The organism is Rheinheimera gaetbuli (assembly GCF_054781935.1).
On sequence record NZ_BAAGTL010000008.1, the window covers coordinates 278,070 to 301,143 of the forward strand.

A 23,074-nucleotide genomic window follows, 5' to 3' on the forward strand; every position below is an offset into this window, starting at 1 on the left:
AACATGGCGATTACTGCCAACAAACGTCCTGTGATGACACTGTTCTCAGCTGCTGATGATATGTTCAGCCATCAGGTGCGGATCGTACTGGCTGAAAAAGGCGTAACAGTCGATATACTGCAAGTCACGCAGGATAACCTGCCGGAAGATCTATACGAAGTGAATCCGTATGGCAGCCTGCCAACTTTGTTAGACCGAGAGTTGGCGTTGTATCAAGCCAACATCATTATGGAATATTTGGATGAGCGTTTTCCGCATCCTCCATTAATGCCGGTATACCCGGTAGCTCGGGGGCAGGCCCGCCTTATGATGTATCGTATAGAACATGACTGGTATCGTCTGGCAGGCTGTATTTTGCGTGGTGATGAACAGGCTGCGACAGCACGGCAAGAGCTAAAAGAAGGCTTATTGTCCATCGCGCCACTATTTAACGAAGCGCCGTTTTTTATGAGCGAAGAGTTCGGCTTGGTTGATTGCTATATGGCAGCACTCTTGTGGCGTCTTCCGCAACTGGGTATCGAGTTGAATGGTCCTGGTAGTAAAGAGTTGAAAATCTATATGACGCGTATTTTTGACCGCGATGCGTTCCAGGCATCGCTGAGTGATGCTGAACGTGAAATCCGCCGTGGAATGAAGCTGTAATGAAGATGACCGCGAACCGCCCTTACTTGTTAAGGGCGTTTTATGAGTGGATAGTGGATAACAACGGCACACCTTATTTAGTTGTTGATGCCACTTTTCCGGCCGTGAAGGTGCCACTGCAATTTGTACAGAATGGCCAGATAGTACTGAATATAAATCCTTCCGCAGTTGGTAATCTGCAGTTGGGTAATGACGCAGTAACCTTTAATGCCCGTTTCGGCGGTCAGCCATTCGCATTATATATTCCGGTTCAAGCAGTGTTGGCGATATATGCGCGCGAAAATGGTGCAGGTACGGTGTTTACACTTGAAGAAGAAGAAGACGACGCCGAGCTTTATGCCGAGGCGTTGGACGACGAACCTGAACCACCACAACCGGCTAAGACAAAAAAATCTTCTCATCTGAAAATCGTTAAATAGTCTCAAGCAACATTTTGGCCTGGCATCAGCTTTTGGCGGTTGCCAGTTGCCAGAATGCTTTGATTAGCGGCTCTTGCTGCCGCTTATTCAGCATACAAACCCCAAGGTCAAAAGGCTCGAATCTATAGTCTAATTCCAGAGTTCTCACGCGATCTTTCACCGGACTGTTACTGACTACAGCATCCGCTACTAAGGCGACTCCTGTCCCTAAGGCTACCATTGACACCATAGCCTCATGCCCGTCTACTTTGGCGACTACTTGCGGCACTATAGCCATATCTTGCAACCAGCGATCGAATCGACTGCGAGCGGGGCCATGTTCGGGCATAATTAGCGGGACTTTATGCCAGGGTACAGGATTGTGCAACAGTAGATCATTTACCTTACATGGGATCGTTGGTGCAATTAGCATAACCGGCAGGCTGGCGATGCTTTTAAATGCAAGATTTGGCGGCAGTATAGCCGGGTGTGCTGCGAGGGCGATATCGGCTTCATCTAATCGAACTTTTTCGATCGCTGAGGCGGCATCACCGGTGGTTAACTTTATTTCGGCTTTAGGACAACTAAGACGGAAACGGTCTAGTATGGCGGGCAAATGACTATAACTGGCCGTTACTGTGCAAAACAAGCGAATTTCGCCGGTTAGTTCGGCGCTGGCTAGCTGTAAGTCTACCTGCAGCTGATGCCATTCATCCAGCCAGCTACGTACAAAGCGGGCAAATCGCTGACCGGCTGGTGTCAGCCTTACTGAGCGTTTATCCCGAAAAAACAACGCCGTGCCAAGCTCGTCTTCCAGCCGCTGGATCACCCGGGTTAAGGTCGGCGGGCTAACATACATCTGTTCACTGGTTTTACTAAAGTTTAAGCTGCTGGCCAGATGCTGAAACAGCTGTGCACTGCGAATATCCATTAGTCGTTCACCTTGTGTTTCATTAAGTGAAATACAGAGTTGTAAATATATCACTTCACGCAATTAATTTCAGTCGTTAGTATTAGAGCATTAAAGCAGGAAATGAATACTGCTTATGCTCAGCGAACAGCTCTGAGCGATTGAAACGAATTTAGAGATGTAATATGACAAATTACTTTAATACACTGAATCTACGTCAGCAGTTAGGCCAGTTAGCCCAATGCCGCTTTATGAACAAGGCCGAATTTGGTAACGGTTCTGAGCTGTTAAAAGGTTGGAACATCGTTATTGTAGGTTGTGGTGCTCAGGGGCTAAATCAGGGCCTGAATATGCGCGACTCTGGTTTAAACATCAGTTATGCACTGCGCGCTGAAGCGATAGCAGAAAAACGTGCGTCGTATCAAAAAGCAAGCAGCAACGGTTTTACGGTCGGTACTTATGAAGCATTGATCCCGACGGCAGATTTAGTGCTAAACCTGACCCCAGACAAACAGCATAGCAGCGTAGTAGATGCTGTAATGCCATTGATGAAGCAAGGCGCTACATTGGCGTATTCGCATGGTTTTAATATTGTAGAAGAAGGTAAGCAAATCCGGCCTGACATTACAGTAGTGATGGTGGCACCTAAGTGCCCGGGTACAGAAGTGCGCGAAGAATATAAAAGAGGATTTGGGGTGCCGACATTGATTGCGGTTCACCCGGAAAATGATCCCAAGGGACAAGGCTTAGATATTGCCAAAGCATATGCATCGGCAACGGGGGGGGACAGGGCAGGGGTGTTGCAGTCGTCTTTTGTGGCGGAAGTAAAATCTGACCTGATGGGCGAGCAGACTATCCTGTGTGGCATGTTGCAAACAGGCGCTATTTTAGCCTTTGATAAAATGGTTGCCGATGGCACAAAGCCGGATTATGCCGCCAAGCTAATTCAGTATGGCTGGGAAACGGTAACTGAAGCGCTTAAACATGGCGGTATCACCAATATGATGGACCGCTTAAGCAATCCGGCAAAGATCAAAACGTTTGAACTGGCCGAACAGTTAAAAAACACGTTAAGGCCGTTATTTGAAAAACACATGGACGATATTATTAGTGGCGAGTTCTCGCGCACTATGATGGCAGACTGGGCTAACGATGACGCAAACCTGTTAACCTGGCGTGAGCAAACCCGCAGCAGCGGCTTTGAGCAGGCGCCGGTGTCGGATGAGAAAATTTCTGAGCAGGAGTATTTTGACCGGGGCTTGTTGCTGGTTGCTATGGTTAAAGCCGGTGTTGAACTGGCGTTTGAGACTATGGTTGATGCCGGTATAGTGGCTGAGTCAGCATATTATGAGTCTTTGCATGAAACACCATTGATTGCCAATACGATAGCGCGTAAACGCTTGTATGAGATGAACGTGGTCATTTCTGACACCGCAGAATACGGTAATTATCTGTTCTCGCATGCTGCGGTGCCTTTGCTAAAAGATATGGTTAATGGTTTAAACAGTGAGTATATCGGTAAGGGCGTCAGCGGCGGTAATGGCGTCGACAACCTGAAGCTGATAGCGATTAATGAAGCAATTCGCCAGCACCCGGTGGAAATTGTCGGGAAAAAATTACGCGGTTATATGACAGCGATGAAACGCATAGTGGAGTCGAATCAGTAACCGGAGGAATGATGTGGTTATAGTTGACACAATGCGCCAGAAGCCATTGTGGTAGCTGACCAATAACGATGTTATACGTGGACCTTGGTTGTTTTGCCCTGCTATGCAGGGCTTTTTTTTCGCGATAAGCTGGGGTATCGGGCAGGGGTATAAAAAATGAAAACAATTGCTTTAGTGGCGCATGACGGTAAGAAACAAGCCCTGCTGCAGTGGGTAGTTATACATAAACCGTTTTTTGCTGACAAGCAGCTGGTGGCCACGGGCACTACCGGTAAGTTGATCAGCGAGGCGTTAACGCAGCAGGTATTGTGTCTGGCCAGTGGGCCTCTGGGGGGCGATCAGCAAATTGGTGCCATGATTGCTGAACAAAAAATTGATTGGCTGGTATTTTTTTGGGACCCACTGTCATCACAGCCGCATGATCCTGACGTGAAAGCACTTATTCGTTTAGCCGTGGTGTGGAATATACCGGTAGCCTGCAATCAGGCTACCGCCGATTTTATTATCCATTCCAGCTTAAATCGGCAAAATTACCAGCGTGATATACCGGATTTTACATCCTATCAGCGTCGACTTGACAGGTAAGCTGTGTACTTAGCCTAAGTTAAAGTTAAAGTTAAAGTTAAAGTTAAAGTTAAAGTTAAAGTTGCAGTAGCAGGGTTTCTGCCGCTGCTTTGTCGGCAAATGTTGCTGTGTCTGCCAGTAACTGCTGCAGTATGGTTTTCGCCTCATCACGACGTTGTAACTGGGCCAGGGTATAAGCCAAATGAAAGCGGGTAGCGGGCTCTGCGGCATCTAAAGTATTGGCTTGCCGTAAAACTGCCAATGCTTGTTGATATTTACCGGTTTTACTCAGCACCCAGCCGTAGGTATCAAGCGAAGGAGCATGTTTGGGCGCTAGTTTTACCGCTGTTTCTGCATGAATCAGCGCTGTTGTCGCGTCAGTTATCAGGTAAAGGTTTGCCAAGTTGTTATGTAGTGCGACATCATCTGCATAAGCACCCGCTGCCAGGAGGAGCTCATATTGTTGTATTGCTGCTGGGGTTTGCTGTTGGTTCACGAAGTGCTCAGCCAGCAGCCGGCGTAGCCAGTGAAAGTCTTTACTTTCGCTTAAGCTATGTTGCGCTAACTGACTAAAGCCGTTGGCATCTATGCCGTTTTTTGCCAATTGATACAATTTTACCCACACCAACTGGAAAGTGGGATCAAGTCGCAACGCTTTTTTAAACAAGGAGACAGCCTTGGTGGTATCACCCTGCAGTAGCGCCAGATCGCCGGTTAGCATGGTTATGTTGGCATCGTTAGCTGCATAAGGTTGCAAGCGGCGTAACCATTTGTCAGCCGGTTCTGGCGCTTCAGTTAAAAGATAATGATTAACTAATTCTAACTGGATTAGTCTGGCGTTAGGTTTGTTTTGTTGGGCAGCAATTAAGCTTTGCTCAGCAGCGTTGTAGTTACCTAGCTCGCGTTGCAGTAATGCCAGACGCAGTAATTTATCGGCATCTTGTTGTACTAAGCTTTGAAGCAATTCTGTGGTGTAATTGGCTTCTTCGGTGCGTGATAGTAGTTTTAACAGCTGAGCTTTTTTCCAAAGTAACGGTTCGTCTAAAAAACGACGTTTTAAACCTTTATCGACCACAGACAAAGCGGAAATATAATTTTTCTGCTGCATGTACAAGTCAAACAACATGTCATCTGCCGGTGGGTATGGTACTACTGCAGTCGTTTGCTGCAGTAGCTTTTCGGCATCTGATTGCCGCTCACTTCTGATATAGGCAAGTGCCAGCATGGTAGCAGCGGGCTTATAATTATGGTTGGCTTTTACCAAAGGTTCTAACAACGAAATAGCGGTGTTATTTTGGCCTTCAGATATTGCGATTTGTGCCAGATTGAACTGCGCAGCCTGATGGTCTGACTCTAGCTGTAATATGTGTTGTAACAGCACTTTTGCGGCGTCGGCTTGTTGCAATTTTAGCAGTATCGCCGCTTTGAAATTAAGATAACCGGTATTTTGTGGGGCCTGTGCAAGCAGTTGATTGACCAGAGCCATTGCGGTATCAAAGTTACCACTTTCCAACGCAAACAATGCCTGGTTGGTTGTGATCAGCATCGATGGACCATGCTGCTGTTCAAACTGATGGATAAGCTGCTGGGCCTGTGTGTTTTGCGCCAGTTTTTTCAACACTGCTGCATGTAAAACAGCAAACTCGGCATTATCAGGGTATTGCAAGCGCAAAGACGCTATCAATTGTTCCGCTTTGTTCGCTTTATGGGTAGTGATATATAAGGTGGTGAGCAATTGTGCCAGCTCAGGCATAGTGTTCAGATTATTAATATGTTGTTCAAGTAACTGTATGGCAGCACTGATATCATTCTGGCGCATATAAATGCGTGCCAGAATTGCCACTGCGTTTAAATCTGCCGGTGCCAATTGGATATAGGCGTGCAGATCGCTACGTGCTTTTTCATAGCTGCCATCAACATATGATAGCAATGCCCTGCTGTATAAGCGTGAAGGTTGGGCCTCTATCTGTTGTCGCGACATTTTCCACAACATATCGCTTAATTGCTGGCCAGAACTTGCTGCGGTATTGGCGTCCGGTTTGATTGAGGATAGCCAGGCTGCGAGCAGCAAGGCATAGGGATCTTCTGGGGTGAGTTGCAAAATGTGCCGCACAGTAGCTTCGGCTAATTCGAGCTTTTGCTGGCTGACATAATTACGCAACAGTGCACGGCGTAGTAGGGGATCTTGTGGGCTGAGTTCACTTGCTCTTTCGTAAAACGGCTGTGCCGCCAAAATGTTACCGTTGAGTTGTAGCCATTCTGCTCGCAATTGCAGGCTTTGTGGATTATTGGCATCCAACTCTAACGCTTGTGTAATTAATTTATTGGCCTCGGCGTAATTACGCTGCTGCAAGCGTAAAGCTGCTTTACTGTTTAACAGCCGCAATGATTTACTCTGTAGTTTGCTGGCGGCTATGTAGTGCGTTTCAGCTTCCGATATGTTGCCCATATTTAGTTGTGCGGCTGCTGATAGCAAGTGCCAGTCAAAAAGTTGAGAGGGCGCTAAGTTGTAATGTTGGCCTATTGCTATAACGTTTTGATTTTTACCTGCAAATAGATATGCAGTTGCTAACTCTTCAAGCATTGACGCAATATCAGCATTGCTATCCAACGCTTCTTCGAATTCAGTTATTGCCTCGTTGAAATAGCCTTTGTTTAGTAGCACTTTACCCATCAGAACTTTCGCAGGAATATGTTCCGGCGCTTGTAGCAGTACATTTTTCAGGTGGATATAAGCGGCATTCGGCTCTGTTTGATTAAAAGCTTGCATAGCTTTTTCAAAATCTTCGTCAGGGCTGGCATGGGCCAGCGCCAAGCCTAACAGGCACATGAAATAAAACACATGTTTTCCGGTCCAGCGCATAATAGGTCAGGCTCCATCTGATCATGTCAAACCTAGTGTAGCGGTAATTGAAATCTTATGCACGGATAACAGCATGAAGGTAGTAAAGGCTAAAATAAAAGAAGGTAGGCCGCATACTACGCGGCCACCTAAGGTCCTGTTTCGTCGTCCTGTCGAAGCTATCCGTTGCTTTTCGTCCCTGGCTCCATCCCGAAGTGTTCCACAAGGCGTCCTGCCTGTCCTTAATTCCATAGCATTGTCGTCCTGACAACGCGCTCACATCCTGTGAGATTCCCTGTTACATCCCTATATACTTCAGCGCCTGTGAAGTGGCAGTATTGCAATGTTCATCCTGAACGTGTTGTGCCATCGTCCTTGTGCTATCCTAGCCCGGCGTCGCATCCTGCGCTTACTCTGAATTCCTGTCAGAGCACCTTTATTCCGACGAGGTAATTATCTACTTAATTACTTTGGTGTGGCATGGCTTTTACGAAAAAAGCCTGCTGTAATATTTTTGTAAAGCGGTGAATTTTTGTTGTATTTTGTTTTATATCAAGGGTTTATTGGTTTTTTTGAGTTGTGGTGCAAAGCATAAATAGCGTTTAAACTTACTTGTTTGTGAGATATATCTCACAACTTAAGCGGCTCAAACGGAGCATTGTCTTATCGCCGCGGTGTCAGGTTAGAGTAAAAGGAAGAATATGGCCCGGGAACAATTGGGTGTTTGCGCTGAAGCGAATCTGCACGGCAGCTATTTATTGTTAAATGCACAGGAAGGGCATGAGCGGCTATTGCGTTATAAACTGGCGCGATTGCCACAATTGTTCGATCGCCTGGCGGAACATTTCTCAGAAGCGCAGCTTAGTGGTGTAGTAGCGGTAGGTAGTAATTATTGGGATCTGTTGTATCCCGGAGCCCGACCCACCGGGTTAACAGCTTTGCCTGATGTTTCATCCGCAGATATTGAATTGGCGACTGTGCCAGTAGATTTATTGCTGCAAATCCGCTCGGACCGGTTAGACGTAAATATTATTACTTGTCAGCAGGTGTTGCAAATGCTGCATGGGCATGTCGAGGTGCAAGACCACTTGCAAGGCTGTCGTTACTTAGATGGCCGCAACCTGACCGGTTTTATCGATGTGCCCTGGAACCCGAAAGCCCGTGCACGCAGGCAGATAAGCTTAATTGATGCAACCGAGCAACCTGTGTTTGCTGGTGGTAGTTATGTGTATCTACAGCAGTTAATATTTGACCACGTTAGCTGGAACCGGCTTAGCCTATCCGAGCAAGAAGATATTATGGGCTTCGATAAAGTCAGCGCGCGGCCGCTGGACTCTGCCAGAGTTTTACCGGACAGCCATCGTTTGATGATGCAGCCTGAGTTAAATATGCCCGATATTTTAATGCAGAATATGCCCAGTTATCAGGTAAAGCAGCAAGGGCTAATTCAATTGGCATTTGCGGCGTCTGCGGGCGCGCTGTATCGTCAGCTCAGCCACCGTTGTGGTATGTCTGTGGTTAGTGGCTGCCATGATTTATTACTCAATTATCACCGTATAGAATTAAGTGCAGCTTTTTTTGCACCGTCTATCAGTTTTCTTGAGCTGGCGGCAAAAGACCAGTAGTTATCAGACCTTCTCAAACAGCTCAGTCACTTTCTGCAGTGTGAAATTAATGTTTTTTACACTTTGCGGTGCGATAAAGATGGTGTCGTCGCCGGCAATAGTACCAAGTACACCTTCAGCTTTGCCAACAGAATCTAACAGTCGGGCTATTAGCTGTGCAGCTCCAGGGCTGGTGCGGATGATAATCATCACATCGTTATGTTCAATATCCAGTACTAGTTGCCGTAGCGGGCTTTTGGTAGTGGGTACGCCTAACTCCGGTGGCAAGGTATATACCATTTCCTGTTTGGCGTTGCGGGTGCGCACTGCACCATACTTGCTTAACATCCGCGATACTTTAGACTGGCTGATATTATCGAAGCCTTCTTGTTTCAGAGCGTCTACAATTTCGCCCTGAGAACCAAAGTTCTCTGTTTTTAGCAGTGCTTTAAACGCCTGAATTAACGCTTCCTGTTTGGCTTGCTTAGTCATGCCTTGCTCTTATTCTGTTATTAGACCGGATTATGTTAGCAAAGTTGAATGCATCTGACACTCAGTGCAGTAAAGTACACTAAAATTCGCTAAAATGCTTAGACTTTAGGCTTAAGCTATTTGTATTTTTGGCGCGGTTTAAGTATTGTTGGCGCGCTTTTATTTAAACGTCCTCAAGGGAGATAATCATGAAAGTTGCCGTTTTAGGTGCCGCCGGTGGTATTGGCCAGGCATTATCGTTATTGCTGAAATTAGATTTACCTGCGGGCACGGATTTAGCGCTGTACGATCTGGCACCTGTTACACCGGGTGTTGCGGTAGACTTGAGCCATATCCCGACAGCTGTAAAAGTGACAGGTTTCGGTAAAGAAGATTTGGATAAAGCGTTAGTCGGTGCTGATATTGTAATGATCCCAGCTGGTATGCCGCGTAAGCCTGGCATGGACCGCTCAGATCTGTTCAACATTAATGCCGGTGTGGTTAAAACTTTGGCAGAAGCTATTGTGCAGCAGTGCCCGAAAGCTTTGGTGGGTATTATCACTAATCCGGTAAACACTACTGTGGCTATTGCAGCTGATGTGTTTAAAAAAGCCGGGACTTATGATGCTCGTCGCTTGTTCGGTGTTACAACACTGGACGTTATCCGCGCTGAAACATTCGTAGGTGAGTTAAAAGGCAAGAATCCAACAGAAATCACTGTACCTGTTATTGGCGGTCACAGTGGGACAACTATTCTGCCATTATTGTCTCAGGTGGTGGGTGTGAGTTTTACGGATGATGAAGTTGCATCTTTAACGCACCGTATTCAGAACGCCGGAACTGAAGTGGTTGAAGCCAAAGCCGGTGGCGGATCTGCAACGTTATCTATGGGCCAGGCTGCTGCGCGTTTCTGCATCTCCTTAATTAAAGGTTTGCAGGGCGAAAAAGTAACTGAGTATGCCTATGTTGAAGGTGGCGGTGAGCATGCCCGTTTCTTTGCTCAGCCTATTACTCTGGGGAAAAATGGCGTAGAAGCTATATTGCCAATTGGCACCTTAAGTGCTTATGAGCAAAAAGCCATGACAGATATGCTTGATACGTTAAAAGCTGATATCAGTTTAGGTGAAGAGTTTGTAAAGAATAACTAAGTTAGTCTTTATACTAAAAAAGGCGCTTTGGCGCCTTTTTTATTTGCGGTGCAATAGACCTTAATGGCTGCGCGATACAGCAAGGTCAGCTAATGCCAACAATGCTTGTTTATAATCAGACTCAGGCAACGTTGTAAGCGCCTGACGGGCTTTCTCCGCCTCCGCCTCAGCTAGTTGACGTGTGTAGCTAAAAGCGTTGGTGTCATGCAAGGCAGCCATAATAGCGTCAAGCTGTGCCAAGCCGTTGCCTTTTACTATTGCTTCGCGGATAAGTTGTTGTTGTTCAGTCGTACCGTGCTTTAGCGCATGGATCAAAGGCAGAGTTGGCTTGCCTTCAGCCAGGTCATCACCAATATTCTTGCCAAGCTCTGTAGCATCAGCCTGGTAATCCAATACGTCATCAATCAATTGAAAGGCAGTGCCAAGATGCATACCATATAGCTTCATGCTGTTCACCACTGCTTCAGGTTGTTTTGCTACTACAGCTGCCAGTTGCGTAGCTGCTTCAAATAGCTTTGCCGTTTTGCAGTAAATTACCTGCATATAGCTTTGTTCTGTGGTGTCGGGGTCGTTGACATTCATCAACTGCAGCACTTCGCCTTCTGCAATAACATTAGTGGCGTCGGCCAGAATCTGCATGATGCGCATATCGTTCAGCGCTACCATCATCTGGAATGAGCGGCTGTATAAGAAGTCGCCAACCAATACGCTGGCTTGATTGCCAAACACCGCGTTGGCAGTTTGCTTGCCACGGCGCAAGGTAGATTCATCTACAACATCATCGTGTAATAATGTAGAGGTGTGAATAAACTCTATAATAGCTGCAACACTAATATGATCTGAACCCTGATACTGCATTGCTCTGGCTGCTAATACGGCCAATAGCGGGCGCAGGCGTTTACCGCCACTGTTAACAATGTAGATACCTAGCTGATTAATCAGCGCAACATCGGAATTTAATTGGGCAAATATGTGCTGATTAACTGCAGCCATATCAGTAGCTGATAGTTGCTGGATTTGTTCGAGCGTCATTAAAACAACTGCTTAAACCTTAGAATGTGATCAATTCTACACTATCGCGCAGCTTGCCCCAAAGCAAAACTAGATCCTTTTCATGACAAGAAGATCTTTTTCATATTTGTACTTGCGGGGGTAGGGGAAATTGCGTACAATTCGCGCCCTGTGAATTGAATTAACACGCCCCTTATTAAGCGATGGCGTGCTTTGTACGGAGTTAACTATGTACGCGGTTTTCCAAAGTGGTGGCAAACAGCACCGTGTGACGGAAGGTCAAACTCTACGTCTAGAAAAACTAGACTTAGAAACCGGCGCAACAATCGAATTTACACCGTTGATGGTCGCTAATGGCGAAGACATCTCTATCGGTGCACCTTTAGTTGAAGGTGGTAAAGTAGTAGCGGAAGTGGTCACTCATGGCCGTGGCGATAAGATTAAAATCGTTAAATTCCGTCGTCGTAAGCATTCACGCAAGCAGATGGGCCACCGCCAGTGGTTCACTGAAGTGAAAATTACCAGCATCAGCGCGTAACAGGAGTATCGACACATGGCAAGTAAGAAAGGTGTAGGTAGCACTCGTAACGGTCGCGATTCAGAAGCTAAACGCCTAGGTGTTAAGCGCTTCGGTGGCGAATCAGTTTTAGCTGGTAGCATCATCGTGCGTCAACGTGGTACTAAATTCCACGCTGGCACTAACGTTGGTATCGGTAAAGATCACACTTTGTTCGCTTTAACTGAAGGTAAAGTGAAATTTGAAGTGAAAGGCGAGCACAACCGTAAGTTCGTCAGCATCGTTAGCGAATAAGTTAACATGTATCTGGAGAACCCCGCCTGGTGCGGGGTTTTTTATTGGCATTTACCCGTCGGGTCTGATTTTCCGACATCATTCAATAACCTAAGTTATACTTATCACCATATAAGTAGTAACAGGTTTTAATCTGCGTAATCAGGACACCCGACATGAAGTTTGTTGATGAAGCGATAATCCGCGTAGAGGCCGGCGACGGCGGTAACGGTATTATCAGTTTTTTACGAGAAAAGTTTGTATCTAAAGGCGGCCCAAACGGCGGTGATGGTGGCGACGGTGGTGATGTGTTTCTGTTGGCAGATGAAAACCTAAATACCTTGGTTGATTATCAGTTTGAGAAATACCATAGAGCTGAGCGCGGTGAGAATGGCGGTAGCGTAAACTGTACAGGTAAACGCGGTAAAGATTTAGAGCTGCGGGTACCGGTTGGCACCCGGGCGGTCGATGTTGATACCGATGAGGTGATTGGTGATCTGACTAAAGATGGTCAGCGTCTGCGTATTGCCAAGGGCGGCTGGCATGGCTTGGGCAATGCCCGTTTTGCCAGCAGTACTAACCGCGCACCGAGGAAAAAAACCAATGGTACGCCAGGTGAAATCCGTAATATCCGGCTTGAGTTGCTATTATTGGCAGATGTCGGACTACTTGGTCTGCCAAATGCAGGTAAATCAACGCTTATTCGCGCTGTATCAGCGGCAAAACCTAAAGTTGCAGATTATCCGTTTACAACGCTGGTGCCTAATCTAGGCGTAGTGCGGGTAGAGTCTCATCGTTCTTTTGTAATTGCCGATATTCCCGGCCTTATTGAAGGCGCGGCAGAGGGCGCAGGCCTGGGCATTCAGTTTCTAAAACATTTAGAGCGCTGTCGTTTGCTGCTGCATGTCGTGGATGTGCTACCGGCGGATGGTTCAGATCCGGCAGAAAACGCAGTTACCATCGTTAACGAGCTGGCCAAATACAGTGCTAAGCTAGCAGGAAAACCTCGCTGGCTGGTATTTAACAAGCTGGATTTAGTGTTAGAAGATGAGTTAGAGGCGACTATCGCCAATGTAACTTCAGCACTTAATTGGGAAGGGCCGGTTTTTAGTATTGCTGCGGCAAGTCGAAATAATACTGAACGTCTGGCAGCTGATATTCTGAATTACATTGAGTTGTTGCCTGTTGAGCAGGCTTCTGAGCAAATTGCTGATCCGGTGAACTTTAAGTGGGATGATTCACCGACCGATGTGCAGCCTGTTATCGATGAAGACGATGATGATGACGATTTTGACGATGATGATTATGATGTTGAGGTTGTTTATCAACGCTAAGGTACGTTAATGATTATCTCTATGGTCGCTGCGATGGCAGCTAACCGTGTAATAGGCAAAGACAATAAGATGCCTTGGCATCTACCGGCCGACTTGCGTCACTTTAAACAAGTTACCATGGGCAAGCCGGTAATTATGGGGCGCAAGACGTTTGAGTCTATTGGCAGGGCATTGCCCGGGCGACGTAATATCGTTGTAAGCCGCAATGCGCCAGCTGACAATGACAGTGCAGAATGGGTGAGTAGCCTGGAGCAGGCCTTTAACTTATTGCAACAGCACGCCGAAGTGATGGTGATAGGTGGCGGTGAAATCTACCGCCAGTGCTTGCCCTTGGTGCAGCGCTTATATCTGACCGAAATTGAGCTGGAAACTGACGGCGATGCCTATTTTCCTGATTACCGTCAGGCAGCACAGTGGCACCTTAGTGCCGAGGTGTTGCAGCCAGCTGATGAACATAACCGCTATAGTTGTCGTTTTATCACCTTAGAGCGTGTAGAGTGACATTGAGTGGTTTGCACCTATCAGGACATCTTGCTAAGATGATCCAGCTAAAGTTCAGCGAGGAGTAGTACATGAGATTATTGCCAACATTATTATGTGGTGCCGCAGTAACATTAACCCTGGTGGCTGCACCTGCAGCGGTAGCCGATGATCAACTGGCTGCTTCTATGTGTGATTACGTTGCTGCGGATGACAAGAACCGCCTGCGTAAGGTACTGAGCGACTACCGCCTTCGTTTACGTAACATTTATGATGGTGTGGTTTGTAATGGCGAAAGCTTGATACGCCATGCTTTTAAAAGCAATGCCAATGATGTTGGCGAATTTATTGTGAAGCAGCTGCCTGGCTCTGCTGTAGCTGGCTCTGGTGATATAGAATGGGCTGAAGGCAATGGTTTTGCTGCTTCTCCATTGCTAGCTGTATTAAAAGAACGTGCTGGTGAATAAATACGTAATGCCTAATTATAAAAAAACCGCCAGCTGGCGGTTTTTTTATATGCTTGGTTTTCCGGTTTAGACTTTAAACTGCTCGACAGACACTCGCAGTTCTTCTGCCAGCCGCGCAACTTCATGACTTGATTCAGAAGTTTGCTCAGCACCTGATGCAGTTTCTTCCGCGATAGATACAATAGACTCCAGCAACTTGCTGATTTCGTGTGATACCTGGTTCTGCTCTTTGGCGGCATCAGAGATTTGCTCACTCATATCGTGCGCTAAATGCACTGCATGAGTAATAGAGTCCAGAGCTTTAGTAGCTACTTCAGTTTTGGCTACACAATTCTCAGCCTGCTTTTTACCTTTGTTCATCGCTTCCACTGCTGCATGGGCACCGCTTTGCAGCACCTGAATCATTGCTTGGATTTCCTGAGTAGACGCTTGCGTTTTACTGGCTAGCGAGCGCACTTCATCTGCTACTACTGCGAAACCACGGCCTTGCTCACCGGCCCGCGCTGCTTCAATGGCGGCATTTAATGCCAGCAAGTTTGTTTGTTCGGCAATACCACGAATTACATCCAGTATACTGCCAATTGAAGCACTGTCTTTATGCAGCTTATTAATTACAATAGAAGCTTGTTCAACCTCGTGTGACAGTTGCAAAATAATTTCTTTGTTTTCCAGTGAAATGCCTTTTACACGTTCGGCTTCGTTATCAGCATTTTTAATTTCTGCTACAGCGTCGTTTGAGCTTTGTAACACGCCTTGTGAAGTGCTACTCATCTCGGTGGTTGCTGTAGCAGCCTGGGTAACCTGAGACTTCTGCTCACGTATGGCCTGTGTGGTCTGTACAGTAATGGCTGAAGTTTGTTCTGATGCGGCAGCCAGTTGGGTAGAGCGTGAAATGATACCTTGTATCAGCTGCTGAAGATTAGCGATAACTTTATTGCAGTTACGCGCCAGTTCACCAAGCTCGTCTTTGGCACTGTCATCGAGCTTTTGTGTCAGATCGCCCGAGGCGACAACACCTAGGATGTCATTAACTTTCGCTAGCGGGTTGGTAATGCTTTTTACAGTGATAACAGCTATTAGAACTGCCAGCAATATAGATGCCAGCATCACGACAAAGATAATTGTAATGGCGCTGGCAACGCTTTGGGAGGCTTCTAGCTGAATGCTCTCTGCTGCTTTACTTGCTTCGTCTAGCAAGCCGGTAACCGTACTTATTGCACTGGCTGTTTGTTGCTCTACAGATGCCAATAGCCTGGTCGCTTCGGCGCTGCTTTGTAAGCGCGCTGCTTTGATGCTCGGTATGCCGTTTGTACCTTGCAATAATTCGTTAATAGCACTGACTTTTTCTTCCAAATCTGCAACCAGTGGCACTTGTGTCCCCGCTTCAGCTTTGATACTGGCAAATTGCTCATTTAAATCTTTTAAACGAAATGCAATTTCGTTACTGATGGTGCTGGCTGTGCTATCAGATAAGGTTCTATTTAGATCAACCACATTACTAACCAGCGTATTTATACCCGTTTCAAGCGCTGTTGCGGCAGTATATGAGCGTGGAAAGCGGCGTTGCACATCACGTACATCTGTAAAATCCAGAATGAGTGATGCCATATCATCAGCATGCATTTCTAAATCGGATAGCTTACTGTCAATGCTATCACGTTGCTTCAGGCCGGTAGTAAGCTGGTCAAACAAACGGTTAGATATAGGTACAAACTCGTTGTAAGCTTGCGCAGCTGATGACGCTGCCGTCTTTAGCGTTGGCTTGTTATTAACTGCCGTATTTAGTTTTTGTGCAGCAGTCTCATACACTTGTTGTTCTTTAGTAAACTGCTCTTTAAAGCTGGCGATGCTGTTGAGTTCGGTAGCATTGAAGGCTTGTAGACTGAGTTTGCTCATAATAACAAACTCACTTTTCATCAACGCGCTATTTTCCAACGCTGGGATAGACACAACATTGACTTCGGTAGTCGCGTTGCTAATAGTATTTAGCCTATTGTAGGAAGTGATACCAATGATCAGCAGCAAAAGCGAAATAACGCCAAAGCCTCCCATAATACGTAAAGCAACGGTTAACTTCATAATGACTCCAATTGTTACTGCACTCAGCACTTCTGGCCAGCACTACAGGGGCTGGTGCCAGGCCAAACCATTTAGTTGTTAACTATACCCTGAGCGGGCCAAACCTGCCACACTGTATCGTTGTTGCGTGTCGATACAATATGCCGTTAACGCATTGCCCCAGACACAGCCGCTGTCCAAAGCGTGTATATTTGGTATCGGACTATACCCGTTTAATGCTGCCCAGTGGCCAAAAAAGAGGTCGGCCTGCAAGCGGTTGCGCCAGAATTCATACCACGGTACCAGTATTGTCTGATTGCGTGGATGGCCTTTTTCTTTTAGCTCGAGTGAACCATCCTGCCGGCAAAATCGCATTCGTGTACAGCTATTGACTGTAAAACGCCAGCGTTGCTGCTGGCTGAGCGTATCCGCAAAGCGTTCTGGTTTATTACCATACATGCTTTGCAGCAATGGTTGCGGATCAGTACGCAATTGCTGCTGCACTTCAGCACTCATTTGTATTGCCTGCGCTAATGACCATTCCGGCGCGAGCCCAGCGTGCACCATCACATAGCGTTGGTCGGCGCTTACGAATAACAATGGCTGCTGACAAAGCCATTGTATCAGCTCATCAAGCTGGGGGCTGTCGAGTAACGGTTGCAGTTGGTCCTGTTGTTTAACATTGGCTATGCCATAGTAGCAGGCGATCAAATGCAAATCATGGTTCCCCAACACCGTTACCGCTTTGTCGGCCAGATTTTTGACAAATTGCAGACACTCAAGTGACTGAGGGCCACGCGCAACCAAGTCGCCGCAAAACCATAAGATGTCAGCTTGTGGGTTGTAGTTAATGTGCTGCAGGAGTCGTTGTAGGGCGTCATAGCAGCCTTGCAAATCACCTATTACATATGTAGCCATCAGTTAAGAATATTGGGCATAGCCAGACGGAATAACGGAATGGCTGCAGTGAAATGCTGATGCTGTTTTGTGATCATCTCATAGTGGCCTTGCATCGTGCCAACAGGGGTGTCCAATACAGCTCCGCTGGTGTATTGATAGCTGCTGCCTGGTGCCAGCCGTGGTTGCTCACCAATGACACCCTCGCCTTCTACTTCCGTTTGCTTGCCATTAGCATCTGTAATTAGCCAGTAGCGCCTTAGCAGCTGCACGTCCTCAGCACTATGGTTACGTATGGTTATAGTGTAAGCAAAAACATAGCGTTGCGCGTCAGGGTCAGATTGCGCAGCAATATAAAAGGTGTCGACGCTGACGTCGATATTAAATTGTGATGTCATAGTGCAGACTCTTGCTGATGCAGCCACTGCGCCAATTGGGTAAATTGCTCTACCGTTAGCTGTTCTGGTCGTAATGTCGGGTTTAAGCCTAATTGTTCCAGTTGCTCGGCTGTAGCGATGTTGCTAAAGCAATTACGAATGGTTTTGCGCCGCTGGTTAAACGCTTCAAGGCAGACACGGTTTAATACTTCTGCTGGCACATTGGCTCGCTGTGAAATGGCTTTGGGGATCAAGCGTACTACGGCCGAGTCAACTTTGGGTGCGGGCTTAAACGCGCCCGGGCCGACTTCAACCACCGGCATAGCCTGGCAATAATACTGCGTCATCACACTCAGGCGACCATAAGCTTTACTGCCGTGGCTGGCAGTCATTCGCTGTACCACCTCTTTTTGCAGCATAAAGTGCATATTTTCGATCTGGTCGGCATAGCTGAACAGGTGAAACAACAGCGGGGTTGACACATTGTATGGCAGGTTACCAAATACTTTGAGTTTTTGGCCGTCTTTAAGCAGGCTGGTGAAGTCAAACTTCATCGCATCTGCCTGATAAATGGTAAGTTTGCTTGCTAACTGAGGATGTTCGCGTAGCCTTTGCGCCAGATCGCGATCCAGCTCTATTACAGTCAGATGGCCGGCTACGTCAACTACTGGCTCAGTTAATGCGCCCAAGCCTGGACCAATTTCAACCAGTGTCTCACCTGGCTTTGGTGCTATGGCTTTGACAATACGGCCGATAACCTGAGGGTCATGCAGAAAGTTTTGCCCGAAGCGTTTGCGGGCTCTGTGGCCCTGATGTACATTGTCAGTCATATTAATTCGTCGTTTGGTTGGCCAGCACAATTGCCTGATTTAATGCATGAAAAAAACTACCAGCATCTGCTTTGCCGGTGCCTGCCAATTCCAGCGCAGTACCATGATCAACTGAAGTTCGGATTAACGGCAGGCCCAGGCTGATATTAACCGAGCGGCCAAACCCCATGTGTTTTAGCACCGGCAAACCTTGATCATGATACATAGCCAGCACAGCGTCAGCGTCATTCAGGTATTTCGGTTGGAACAGAGTGTCAGCCGGTAACGCCCCGACGAGATCCATGCCGGTTTCTCGTAGTTGTTGGAGGGTAGGGTTAATGATATCAAGCTCTTCACGGCCCAGATGGCCATCTTCGCCCGCATGCGGATTGAGGCCGCAGACATAAATACGTGGCTTAGCGATAGCAAATTTTTGCTGCAGATCCTGATGTAAAATAGTCAAAACTTTGGTTAGCCTGTCTGCCGTTATTGCTTTGGCAACATAAGCCAGCGGGATGTGCGTAGTTGCAAGCGCCACCCGCAAGCCCTCGGTTGCCAGCATCATAACAACATAAGGCGTATTTGACTGCAGAGCAAAAAACTCAGTGTGACCGCTAAACGGGATGCCGGCCTTATTGATAATACCTTTGTGCACAGGGCCAGTAACAATAGCAGCAAACTCACCACTGATTGATTTTTCACCGGCGAAAGTGAGGGTGTTGACAACATAGTGACCATTTGCGGCATTAAGCTGACCTGCCTGCACCGGTTCTGCCAGATCAAAATCTACGATTGTCAGGCTACCGCTTTGCTGAGGTTTGGCCGGCTTGTTTGCATCGTAGGTGTGCAAGGTTAGCGGCAGCTGTAACTGTGCTGCCCGCTCGGTTAATAAAGCGGCGTTGGCGCACACTACCAGTTCTACCGGCCAGTCCTGTTGTGCCAGCCGGATCACCAGATCGGGGCCTATACCCGCAGGTTCACCTGGTGTAATACCAATACGCAAGGTCATTTATTGCTCCGGCATTACTTCTATGTGCGCTTCTTCGCGCAGCTCTCGCAAAAAGTTGTTTGCTTCTTCACTGTAGCGGCGGTTAAATATCATACGGTATACTTGCTCGCGCTTTTTATCAGCTGTGGCATCAACAGTGCGTTTTTCCAGTACCTGAGCAATGTGCCAGCCATGTTCTGTTCTGAACGGCTCGCTTATTTCATTCAGTTCTAACCGGTTTAACGTATCACGAAACGCCGGTACGAAAATCTGTGCTTCAGCCCAACCCAGATCGCCACCATTTAATTTTGAACCCGGATCTTCAGAATGTTGCTTTGCCAACTCGGCAAAATCAACTTCACCTGCGCGTAGTTTAGCTGCGAAGTCAGTAAGCATAGTGCGTGCACGCTCTTCGCTCAATATTATTGACGGTTTTAGTAAAATATGACGTGATTTTACTTCTACAATGTCGGTGACATTGTCTCCGCGAATGTCAAAGATGGTAAGGATGTGGAAACCGGCGCCAGAACGCAGCGGGCCAATAATGTCGCTTTTTTTCCGGCCTCGAATTGCTTCTGAGAACAGTGACGGCATCTCATTGATATTCATCCAACCCAGATCGCCGCCTTCCAGTGCTTTTGCACCCGAAGATGACGCTATAGCAATACGTTTGAAATCACTGCCGCTGCGTAATAGTTCGATAACTTTATCGGCACGTTCTTTGGCCTGATTTATATCGTCAGTAGTTGCCTGCGCTGGTATAGCAATTAAAATATGACCCAAATTATACTGTTCAGTGCTGGCGCCTTGCTCTTCCATTAGTTTAATCAGGCTATCTACTTCCTGCGGGCTAATATAAATACGTCTTTGCACATTGGCTCGTACTACTTCGCCGGTGATCATTTCTTCGCGCAGCCGTTCACGAAAACGCTCGTAGTTACCCTCTTCAGCAACAACTTGCTGCCGAAAGGCTTCCAGTGACAGCTTTTCTTCGCGGGCAATATTGCGGATGGTGTCATCAAGCTGTGAGTCGCTAATCTGCATCCCCATGCGCTGTGCAAGTTGCAATTGCAGGTTAGTTAAAATAAGCCGTTCTGTTGCCTGAGTACGTAAAGCGGAATCTGATGGCAGCGTTTGTCTCTGAGCCGCAGCGTTACGTTTTACCCGCTCGACGATATCGACGATATCGCTCTCCAATACCACGCTGTTATCAACGATAGCGGCCACCCGGTCAATTTCGCGTTCAGCTGCCACTGCGCTGATACTTGTACAACACAGCAGGGTTGCCGCGATAAGTTGTGATAACTTCATAAATTCCTACATCAATTAGTTAATAAAAACGGCCGGCGATAGCTGAAAATACCGTTAGACAGCATATCGGTAACACCAAACCCGGCACTTTCACCAAAGCCTTTTAATACGAACTGCAAGCCAATGCTAGTATCTAACTTGCTGTAATCATTAAAATTGCCAACTGGCAACTCTAAATCCGTCAGCAGTTGTCGTTTTGCTATTAGCCTTACTGCCCAGCAGCAGGATTCATATTGCATACCTACACTGGCATCTATCATACGATGATTCGTCAGGTCGCGGTAGTAACTGGCCACCAATTGCCACTGCTCTGACACTGGTACTGTGCCCATCATGCCAAGTTGCTGGATTTCCACACCTGAGACTGCCCTGCTATACCTATGGTTCAATTGAAACAGGCTTTTATCGCTAGCTCGGTAATCCAGTGATGCACTGCTTTTAATCACGTGGTCATTGTCTATGTCATATTGTACCGCGGAGCTGAAATACCACTTGCGGAACCAGTGCCAAATTAATTCCGCTGCCAGCATGGATTCTGCCGGGCTTAAATCGTCAATTTCACCGGGTTGTATTATGGGCGCGTCAAGGAAGAAAATTTGCCCCAGACTAAAGCGAAATAGCTCGTTGTCGACATTGTCATAGAACCGGCTGGTCCAGCCGACAGTTAATTGATTCGCTTCGTTGATCCTGTCCAGCCCTGAATAACGATTTTGCCGGAATAAGCCATAATAGTCATCTTGCAGACGGGCAGTATCATAAAGACCAATCGCACTCTGATCACGGTAGGGAATATATAAGTACTGTAACTGAGGTTCAAAGGTTTGCAAGCCTGTTTCACCAAACCAGTCGTATTCCCGCTCCAAATTAAGCCTGGAATGCAATCTGACTTTCGGGATGCTACGGCTGACAGATGATGAAATGTCTGCGTTGTCGTCATTGCTGTTTTGCTGGTAGTAGGTATACAGCAAACTGGCTTCAGCCGTCAGCTCAAAGGCAGGCGTAATAAAAGGGGCAACCAGTTTGGGTTCAAGGTGAATACGGTCAGCATTGCTGATAACGGCTTGCTCATTACGGAAGTGGGCGTATTGCGTTTGCCATTCGAAATTTATCCCCGGAAGCAGCTGTAGCGGCTTGGCTGAGGACAAGCTTAACTCTGGCAAAGTACTATACGCTTTATTGTAGTTGCCGAGGATCTCAAAGCCTTGCACTCTTAACTGCGAATGTACTTGCTCGCCGTAGTAACTAAGATTGGCCTCACGCAGTAACTGAGTGTCACTTTGGTTATTGTAATCAGAACTCAACTCACTTAGGTACGCATCATCGCTAACGTCAGTCACATCAACAAAACCGCGCCATTGTGCTGTAAAGTCACTGACGTGGCTGATGTGAGTCAGATAGCGTTGACCAAAATTATCCGGCTTATCGTTGTCGGAGTTTAGATATTCCAGTTGCAACATGCCCTGATGTTGCTCTGTCAGATAGCGAAACGTTGATTTAAGTTGTGCGCCACGTTTGCTCATATAGCGCGGCGTGAGTGTTAAATCGTAGTTTGGCGCCAGATTCAGGTAGTAGGGTAACTCAAATTCTGCGCCAAGTTTTTGTGAGCTACCAAATTTGGGCAGCAATACGCCACTGCGACGTTGTTCTGTTACCGGGAAAGTTAGGTAAGGCAGATAGAATACCGGAATATCTTTTATCTTGAACACCGCATGATGGGCTTCACCCCAGCCTTCTCCGGCTTCTATATTGATCTTACTGGCATGCAAGCCCCAACTGTTGTCGCTTAAAGGGCAGGTGGTAAACAATGCACTTTCGAGCAGTAACTGCTGTTCACCTGCGATAAGTTGCTTGGCGTCCCCTCGTCCGGCTTGGGTTAGAAAGCGGTAGCTGGCCTGGTCCAGCCGGGCGGAGTTGTTTAGCAGGTCGGCGCGAAACTGGGCGCCTTGTACCTGCACACTTTGGTTGTAATATTGAATGCCGCCATCGGCGTTAATTGTTTGCTGCTCACGGTCAAAATTTGCTTGTGGTGCCAGCAATAACGTATCACGGTAGCGTATTTCGACCTGACCACTAAAGCGGGTATGCAAATCGGCTTCCATGTCAGCATGGCTTGATGAAATTCGTATAGACGGATCGTTGGCATCAAGTTGTGATAATTCTGCCGGAACTGATAAAGGTACATAACAGGCGGAGACAGCATCAGCCTGAGCCACGGTGGCGTTAAAGATTGAAAAAAGAAATACCACAGCTAACCCATGCTTCATGCAGCCACTCTTGCCTTACTCATTATTCTGTTGACATTATGT

General features: G+C 47.0%; 22 protein-coding genes. 11 read left to right on the plus strand and 11 right to left on the minus strand.

Annotation, left to right across the window (positions count from 1 at the left end):
* The first annotated feature begins 3 nt into the window (after positions 1–3).
* Positions 4–642 (plus strand): stringent starvation protein SspA, encoded by a 639-nt coding sequence (sspA, locus tag ACYVIC_RS08190; RefSeq protein WP_460858925.1) that lies wholly within the window; start codon positions 4–6, stop codon positions 640–642.
* A 5-nt stretch (positions 643–647) separates the two neighbouring features.
* On the plus strand, positions 648–1,061 hold the full coding sequence (locus ACYVIC_RS08195) for a ClpXP protease specificity-enhancing factor (protein ID WP_460859717.1): 414 nt from the start codon (positions 648–650) through the stop codon (positions 1,059–1,061).
* A gap of 25 nt (positions 1,062–1,086) precedes the next feature.
* Here the strand turns inward: ACYVIC_RS08195 and ilvY are convergent, their stop codons facing one another.
* Positions 1,087–1,971 carry an HTH-type transcriptional activator IlvY gene (gene ilvY, locus ACYVIC_RS08200; protein ID WP_460858926.1) on the minus strand — a complete coding sequence of 295 codons (885 nt, stop codon included), beginning with the start codon at positions 1,969–1,971 and terminating at the stop codon, positions 1,087–1,089.
* A 164-nt stretch (positions 1,972–2,135) separates the two neighbouring features.
* Here ilvY and ilvC point away from each other — a divergent pair, with 164 nt between their 5' ends.
* The gene (ilvC, locus tag ACYVIC_RS08205) at positions 2,136–3,617 is read left to right on the plus strand and encodes a ketol-acid reductoisomerase (protein ID WP_460858929.1); all 1,482 of its coding nucleotides are present in this window, start codon (positions 2,136–2,138) and stop codon (positions 3,615–3,617) included.
* Between the two features lie 156 nt (positions 3,618–3,773).
* Positions 3,774–4,202, plus strand: a complete 429-nt coding sequence (locus ACYVIC_RS08210; protein WP_460858930.1) for a methylglyoxal synthase — start codon at positions 3,774–3,776, stop codon at positions 4,200–4,202.
* 55 nt (positions 4,203–4,257) lie between these two features.
* Here the strand turns inward: ACYVIC_RS08210 and prsT are convergent, their stop codons facing one another.
* On the minus strand, positions 4,258–7,044 hold the full coding sequence (gene prsT, locus ACYVIC_RS08215; RefSeq protein WP_460858931.1) for an XrtA/PEP-CTERM system TPR-repeat protein PrsT: 2,787 nt from the start codon (positions 7,042–7,044) through the stop codon (positions 4,258–4,260).
* Between the two features lie 680 nt (positions 7,045–7,724).
* Between prsT and ACYVIC_RS08220 the strand changes: the two genes are divergently transcribed.
* Complete coding sequence (locus tag ACYVIC_RS08220) at positions 7,725–8,648, plus strand: Dyp-type peroxidase (protein WP_460858933.1); 924 nt, start codon at positions 7,725–7,727, stop codon at positions 8,646–8,648.
* Positions 8,649–8,651: 3 nt separating this feature from the next.
* On the opposite strand, the gene argR is transcribed toward ACYVIC_RS08220, so the two are convergent.
* The gene (argR, locus tag ACYVIC_RS08225) at positions 8,652–9,119 is read right to left on the minus strand and encodes a transcriptional regulator ArgR (protein ID WP_460858935.1); all 468 of its coding nucleotides are present in this window, start codon (positions 9,117–9,119) and stop codon (positions 8,652–8,654) included.
* Between the two features lie 188 nt (positions 9,120–9,307).
* Between argR and mdh the strand changes: the two genes are divergently transcribed.
* The gene (gene mdh / locus ACYVIC_RS08230) at positions 9,308–10,246 is read left to right on the plus strand and encodes a malate dehydrogenase (protein ID WP_460858937.1); all 939 of its coding nucleotides are present in this window, start codon (positions 9,308–9,310) and stop codon (positions 10,244–10,246) included.
* Between the two features lie 60 nt (positions 10,247–10,306).
* On the opposite strand, the gene ispB is transcribed toward mdh, so the two are convergent.
* Positions 10,307–11,278 carry an octaprenyl diphosphate synthase gene (ispB, locus tag ACYVIC_RS08235; protein ID WP_460858939.1) on the minus strand — a complete coding sequence of 324 codons (972 nt, stop codon included), beginning with the start codon at positions 11,276–11,278 and terminating at the stop codon, positions 10,307–10,309.
* Positions 11,279–11,486: 208 nt separating this feature from the next.
* Here ispB and rplU point away from each other — a divergent pair, with 208 nt between their 5' ends.
* From rplU to ACYVIC_RS08260, 5 genes are all read left to right on the plus strand, one after another.
* Positions 11,487–11,795 (plus strand): 50S ribosomal protein L21, encoded by a 309-nt coding sequence (gene rplU, locus ACYVIC_RS08240; protein ID WP_134052668.1) that lies wholly within the window; start codon positions 11,487–11,489, stop codon positions 11,793–11,795.
* Positions 11,796–11,810: 15 nt separating this feature from the next.
* Positions 11,811–12,068: a 50S ribosomal protein L27 gene (gene rpmA, locus ACYVIC_RS08245; protein ID WP_008220951.1), complete on the plus strand. Its 258-nt coding sequence runs from the start codon at positions 11,811–11,813 to the stop codon at positions 12,066–12,068.
* A gap of 155 nt (positions 12,069–12,223) precedes the next feature.
* Complete coding sequence (cgtA, locus tag ACYVIC_RS08250; protein WP_460858942.1) at positions 12,224–13,381, plus strand: Obg family GTPase CgtA; 1,158 nt, start codon at positions 12,224–12,226, stop codon at positions 13,379–13,381.
* Between the two features lie 9 nt (positions 13,382–13,390).
* Positions 13,391–13,882 (plus strand): type 3 dihydrofolate reductase, encoded by a 492-nt coding sequence (folA, locus tag ACYVIC_RS08255; protein WP_460858944.1) that lies wholly within the window; start codon positions 13,391–13,393, stop codon positions 13,880–13,882.
* Between the two features lie 71 nt (positions 13,883–13,953).
* On the plus strand, positions 13,954–14,328 hold the full coding sequence (locus ACYVIC_RS08260; RefSeq protein WP_460858945.1) for a DUF3718 domain-containing protein: 375 nt from the start codon (positions 13,954–13,956) through the stop codon (positions 14,326–14,328).
* 66 nt (positions 14,329–14,394) lie between these two features.
* Here the strand turns inward: ACYVIC_RS08260 and ACYVIC_RS08265 are convergent, their stop codons facing one another.
* The 7 genes from ACYVIC_RS08265 to ACYVIC_RS08295 form a co-directional block, all read right to left on the minus strand.
* Positions 14,395–16,407, minus strand: coding sequence for a methyl-accepting chemotaxis protein (locus ACYVIC_RS08265; protein WP_460858947.1), 2,013 nt, complete (start codon positions 16,405–16,407; stop codon positions 14,395–14,397).
* A gap of 78 nt (positions 16,408–16,485) precedes the next feature.
* Complete coding sequence (locus tag ACYVIC_RS08270; protein WP_460858949.1) at positions 16,486–17,304, minus strand: symmetrical bis(5'-nucleosyl)-tetraphosphatase; 819 nt, start codon at positions 17,302–17,304, stop codon at positions 16,486–16,488.
* Positions 17,304–17,681: a Co2+/Mg2+ efflux protein ApaG gene (gene apaG, locus ACYVIC_RS08275; RefSeq protein WP_460858950.1), complete on the minus strand. Its 378-nt coding sequence runs from the start codon at positions 17,679–17,681 to the stop codon at positions 17,304–17,306. Before apaG ends, ACYVIC_RS08270 begins: the two co-directional genes overlap by 1 nt.
* On the minus strand, positions 17,678–18,490 hold the full coding sequence (gene rsmA, locus ACYVIC_RS08280) for a 16S rRNA (adenine(1518)-N(6)/adenine(1519)-N(6))-dimethyltransferase RsmA (protein ID WP_460858952.1): 813 nt from the start codon (positions 18,488–18,490) through the stop codon (positions 17,678–17,680). The genes apaG and rsmA overlap by 4 nt, the downstream gene beginning before the upstream one ends.
* A gap of 1 nt (position 18,491) precedes the next feature.
* Positions 18,492–19,478 carry a 4-hydroxythreonine-4-phosphate dehydrogenase PdxA gene (gene pdxA, locus ACYVIC_RS08285; RefSeq protein ID WP_460858954.1) on the minus strand — a complete coding sequence of 329 codons (987 nt, stop codon included), beginning with the start codon at positions 19,476–19,478 and terminating at the stop codon, positions 18,492–18,494.
* Complete coding sequence (surA, locus tag ACYVIC_RS08290) at positions 19,479–20,768, minus strand: peptidylprolyl isomerase SurA (protein WP_460858955.1); 1,290 nt, start codon at positions 20,766–20,768, stop codon at positions 19,479–19,481.
* 11 nt (positions 20,769–20,779) lie between these two features.
* Positions 20,780–23,032, minus strand: coding sequence for an LPS-assembly protein LptD (locus tag ACYVIC_RS08295; protein WP_460858957.1), 2,253 nt, complete (start codon positions 23,030–23,032; stop codon positions 20,780–20,782).
* Positions 23,033–23,074 lie beyond the last annotated feature (42 nt).

Bases quoted from the DNA above. Each gene is read 5' to 3' on its own strand.
- sspA (WP_460858925.1), top strand. From the start codon at position 4: ATGGCGATTACTGCCAACAAACGTCCTGTGATGACACTGTTCTCAGCT.
- ACYVIC_RS08195 (WP_460859717.1), top strand. From the start codon at position 648: ATGACCGCGAACCGCCCTTACTTGTTAAGGGCGTTTTATGAGTGGATA.
- ilvY (WP_460858926.1), bottom strand. From the start codon at position 1,971: ATGGATATTCGCAGTGCACAGCTGTTTCAGCATCTGGCCAGCAGCTTA.
- ilvC (WP_460858929.1), top strand. From the start codon at position 2,136: ATGACAAATTACTTTAATACACTGAATCTACGTCAGCAGTTAGGCCAG.
- ACYVIC_RS08210 (WP_460858930.1), top strand. From the start codon at position 3,774: ATGAAAACAATTGCTTTAGTGGCGCATGACGGTAAGAAACAAGCCCTG.
- prsT (WP_460858931.1), bottom strand. From the start codon at position 7,044: ATGCGCTGGACCGGAAAACATGTGTTTTATTTCATGTGCCTGTTAGGC.
- ACYVIC_RS08220 (WP_460858933.1), top strand. From the start codon at position 7,725: ATGGCCCGGGAACAATTGGGTGTTTGCGCTGAAGCGAATCTGCACGGC.
- argR (WP_460858935.1), bottom strand. From the start codon at position 9,119: ATGACTAAGCAAGCCAAACAGGAAGCGTTAATTCAGGCGTTTAAAGCA.
- mdh (WP_460858937.1), top strand. From the start codon at position 9,308: ATGAAAGTTGCCGTTTTAGGTGCCGCCGGTGGTATTGGCCAGGCATTA.
- ispB (WP_460858939.1), bottom strand. From the start codon at position 11,278: ATGACGCTCGAACAAATCCAGCAACTATCAGCTACTGATATGGCTGCA.
- rplU (WP_134052668.1), top strand. From the start codon at position 11,487: ATGTACGCGGTTTTCCAAAGTGGTGGCAAACAGCACCGTGTGACGGAA.
- rpmA (WP_008220951.1), top strand. From the start codon at position 11,811: ATGGCAAGTAAGAAAGGTGTAGGTAGCACTCGTAACGGTCGCGATTCA.
- cgtA (WP_460858942.1), top strand. From the start codon at position 12,224: ATGAAGTTTGTTGATGAAGCGATAATCCGCGTAGAGGCCGGCGACGGC.
- folA (WP_460858944.1), top strand. From the start codon at position 13,391: ATGATTATCTCTATGGTCGCTGCGATGGCAGCTAACCGTGTAATAGGC.
- ACYVIC_RS08260 (WP_460858945.1), top strand. From the start codon at position 13,954: ATGAGATTATTGCCAACATTATTATGTGGTGCCGCAGTAACATTAACC.
- ACYVIC_RS08265 (WP_460858947.1), bottom strand. From the start codon at position 16,407: ATGAAGTTAACCGTTGCTTTACGTATTATGGGAGGCTTTGGCGTTATT.
- ACYVIC_RS08270 (WP_460858949.1), bottom strand. From the start codon at position 17,304: ATGGCTACATATGTAATAGGTGATTTGCAAGGCTGCTATGACGCCCTA.
- apaG (WP_460858950.1), bottom strand. From the start codon at position 17,681: ATGACATCACAATTTAATATCGACGTCAGCGTCGACACCTTTTATATT.
- rsmA (WP_460858952.1), bottom strand. From the start codon at position 18,490: ATGACTGACAATGTACATCAGGGCCACAGAGCCCGCAAACGCTTCGGG.
- pdxA (WP_460858954.1), bottom strand. From the start codon at position 19,478: ATGACCTTGCGTATTGGTATTACACCAGGTGAACCTGCGGGTATAGGC.
- surA (WP_460858955.1), bottom strand. From the start codon at position 20,768: ATGAAGTTATCACAACTTATCGCGGCAACCCTGCTGTGTTGTACAAGT.
- ACYVIC_RS08295 (WP_460858957.1), bottom strand. From the start codon at position 23,032: ATGAAGCATGGGTTAGCTGTGGTATTTCTTTTTTCAATCTTTAACGCC.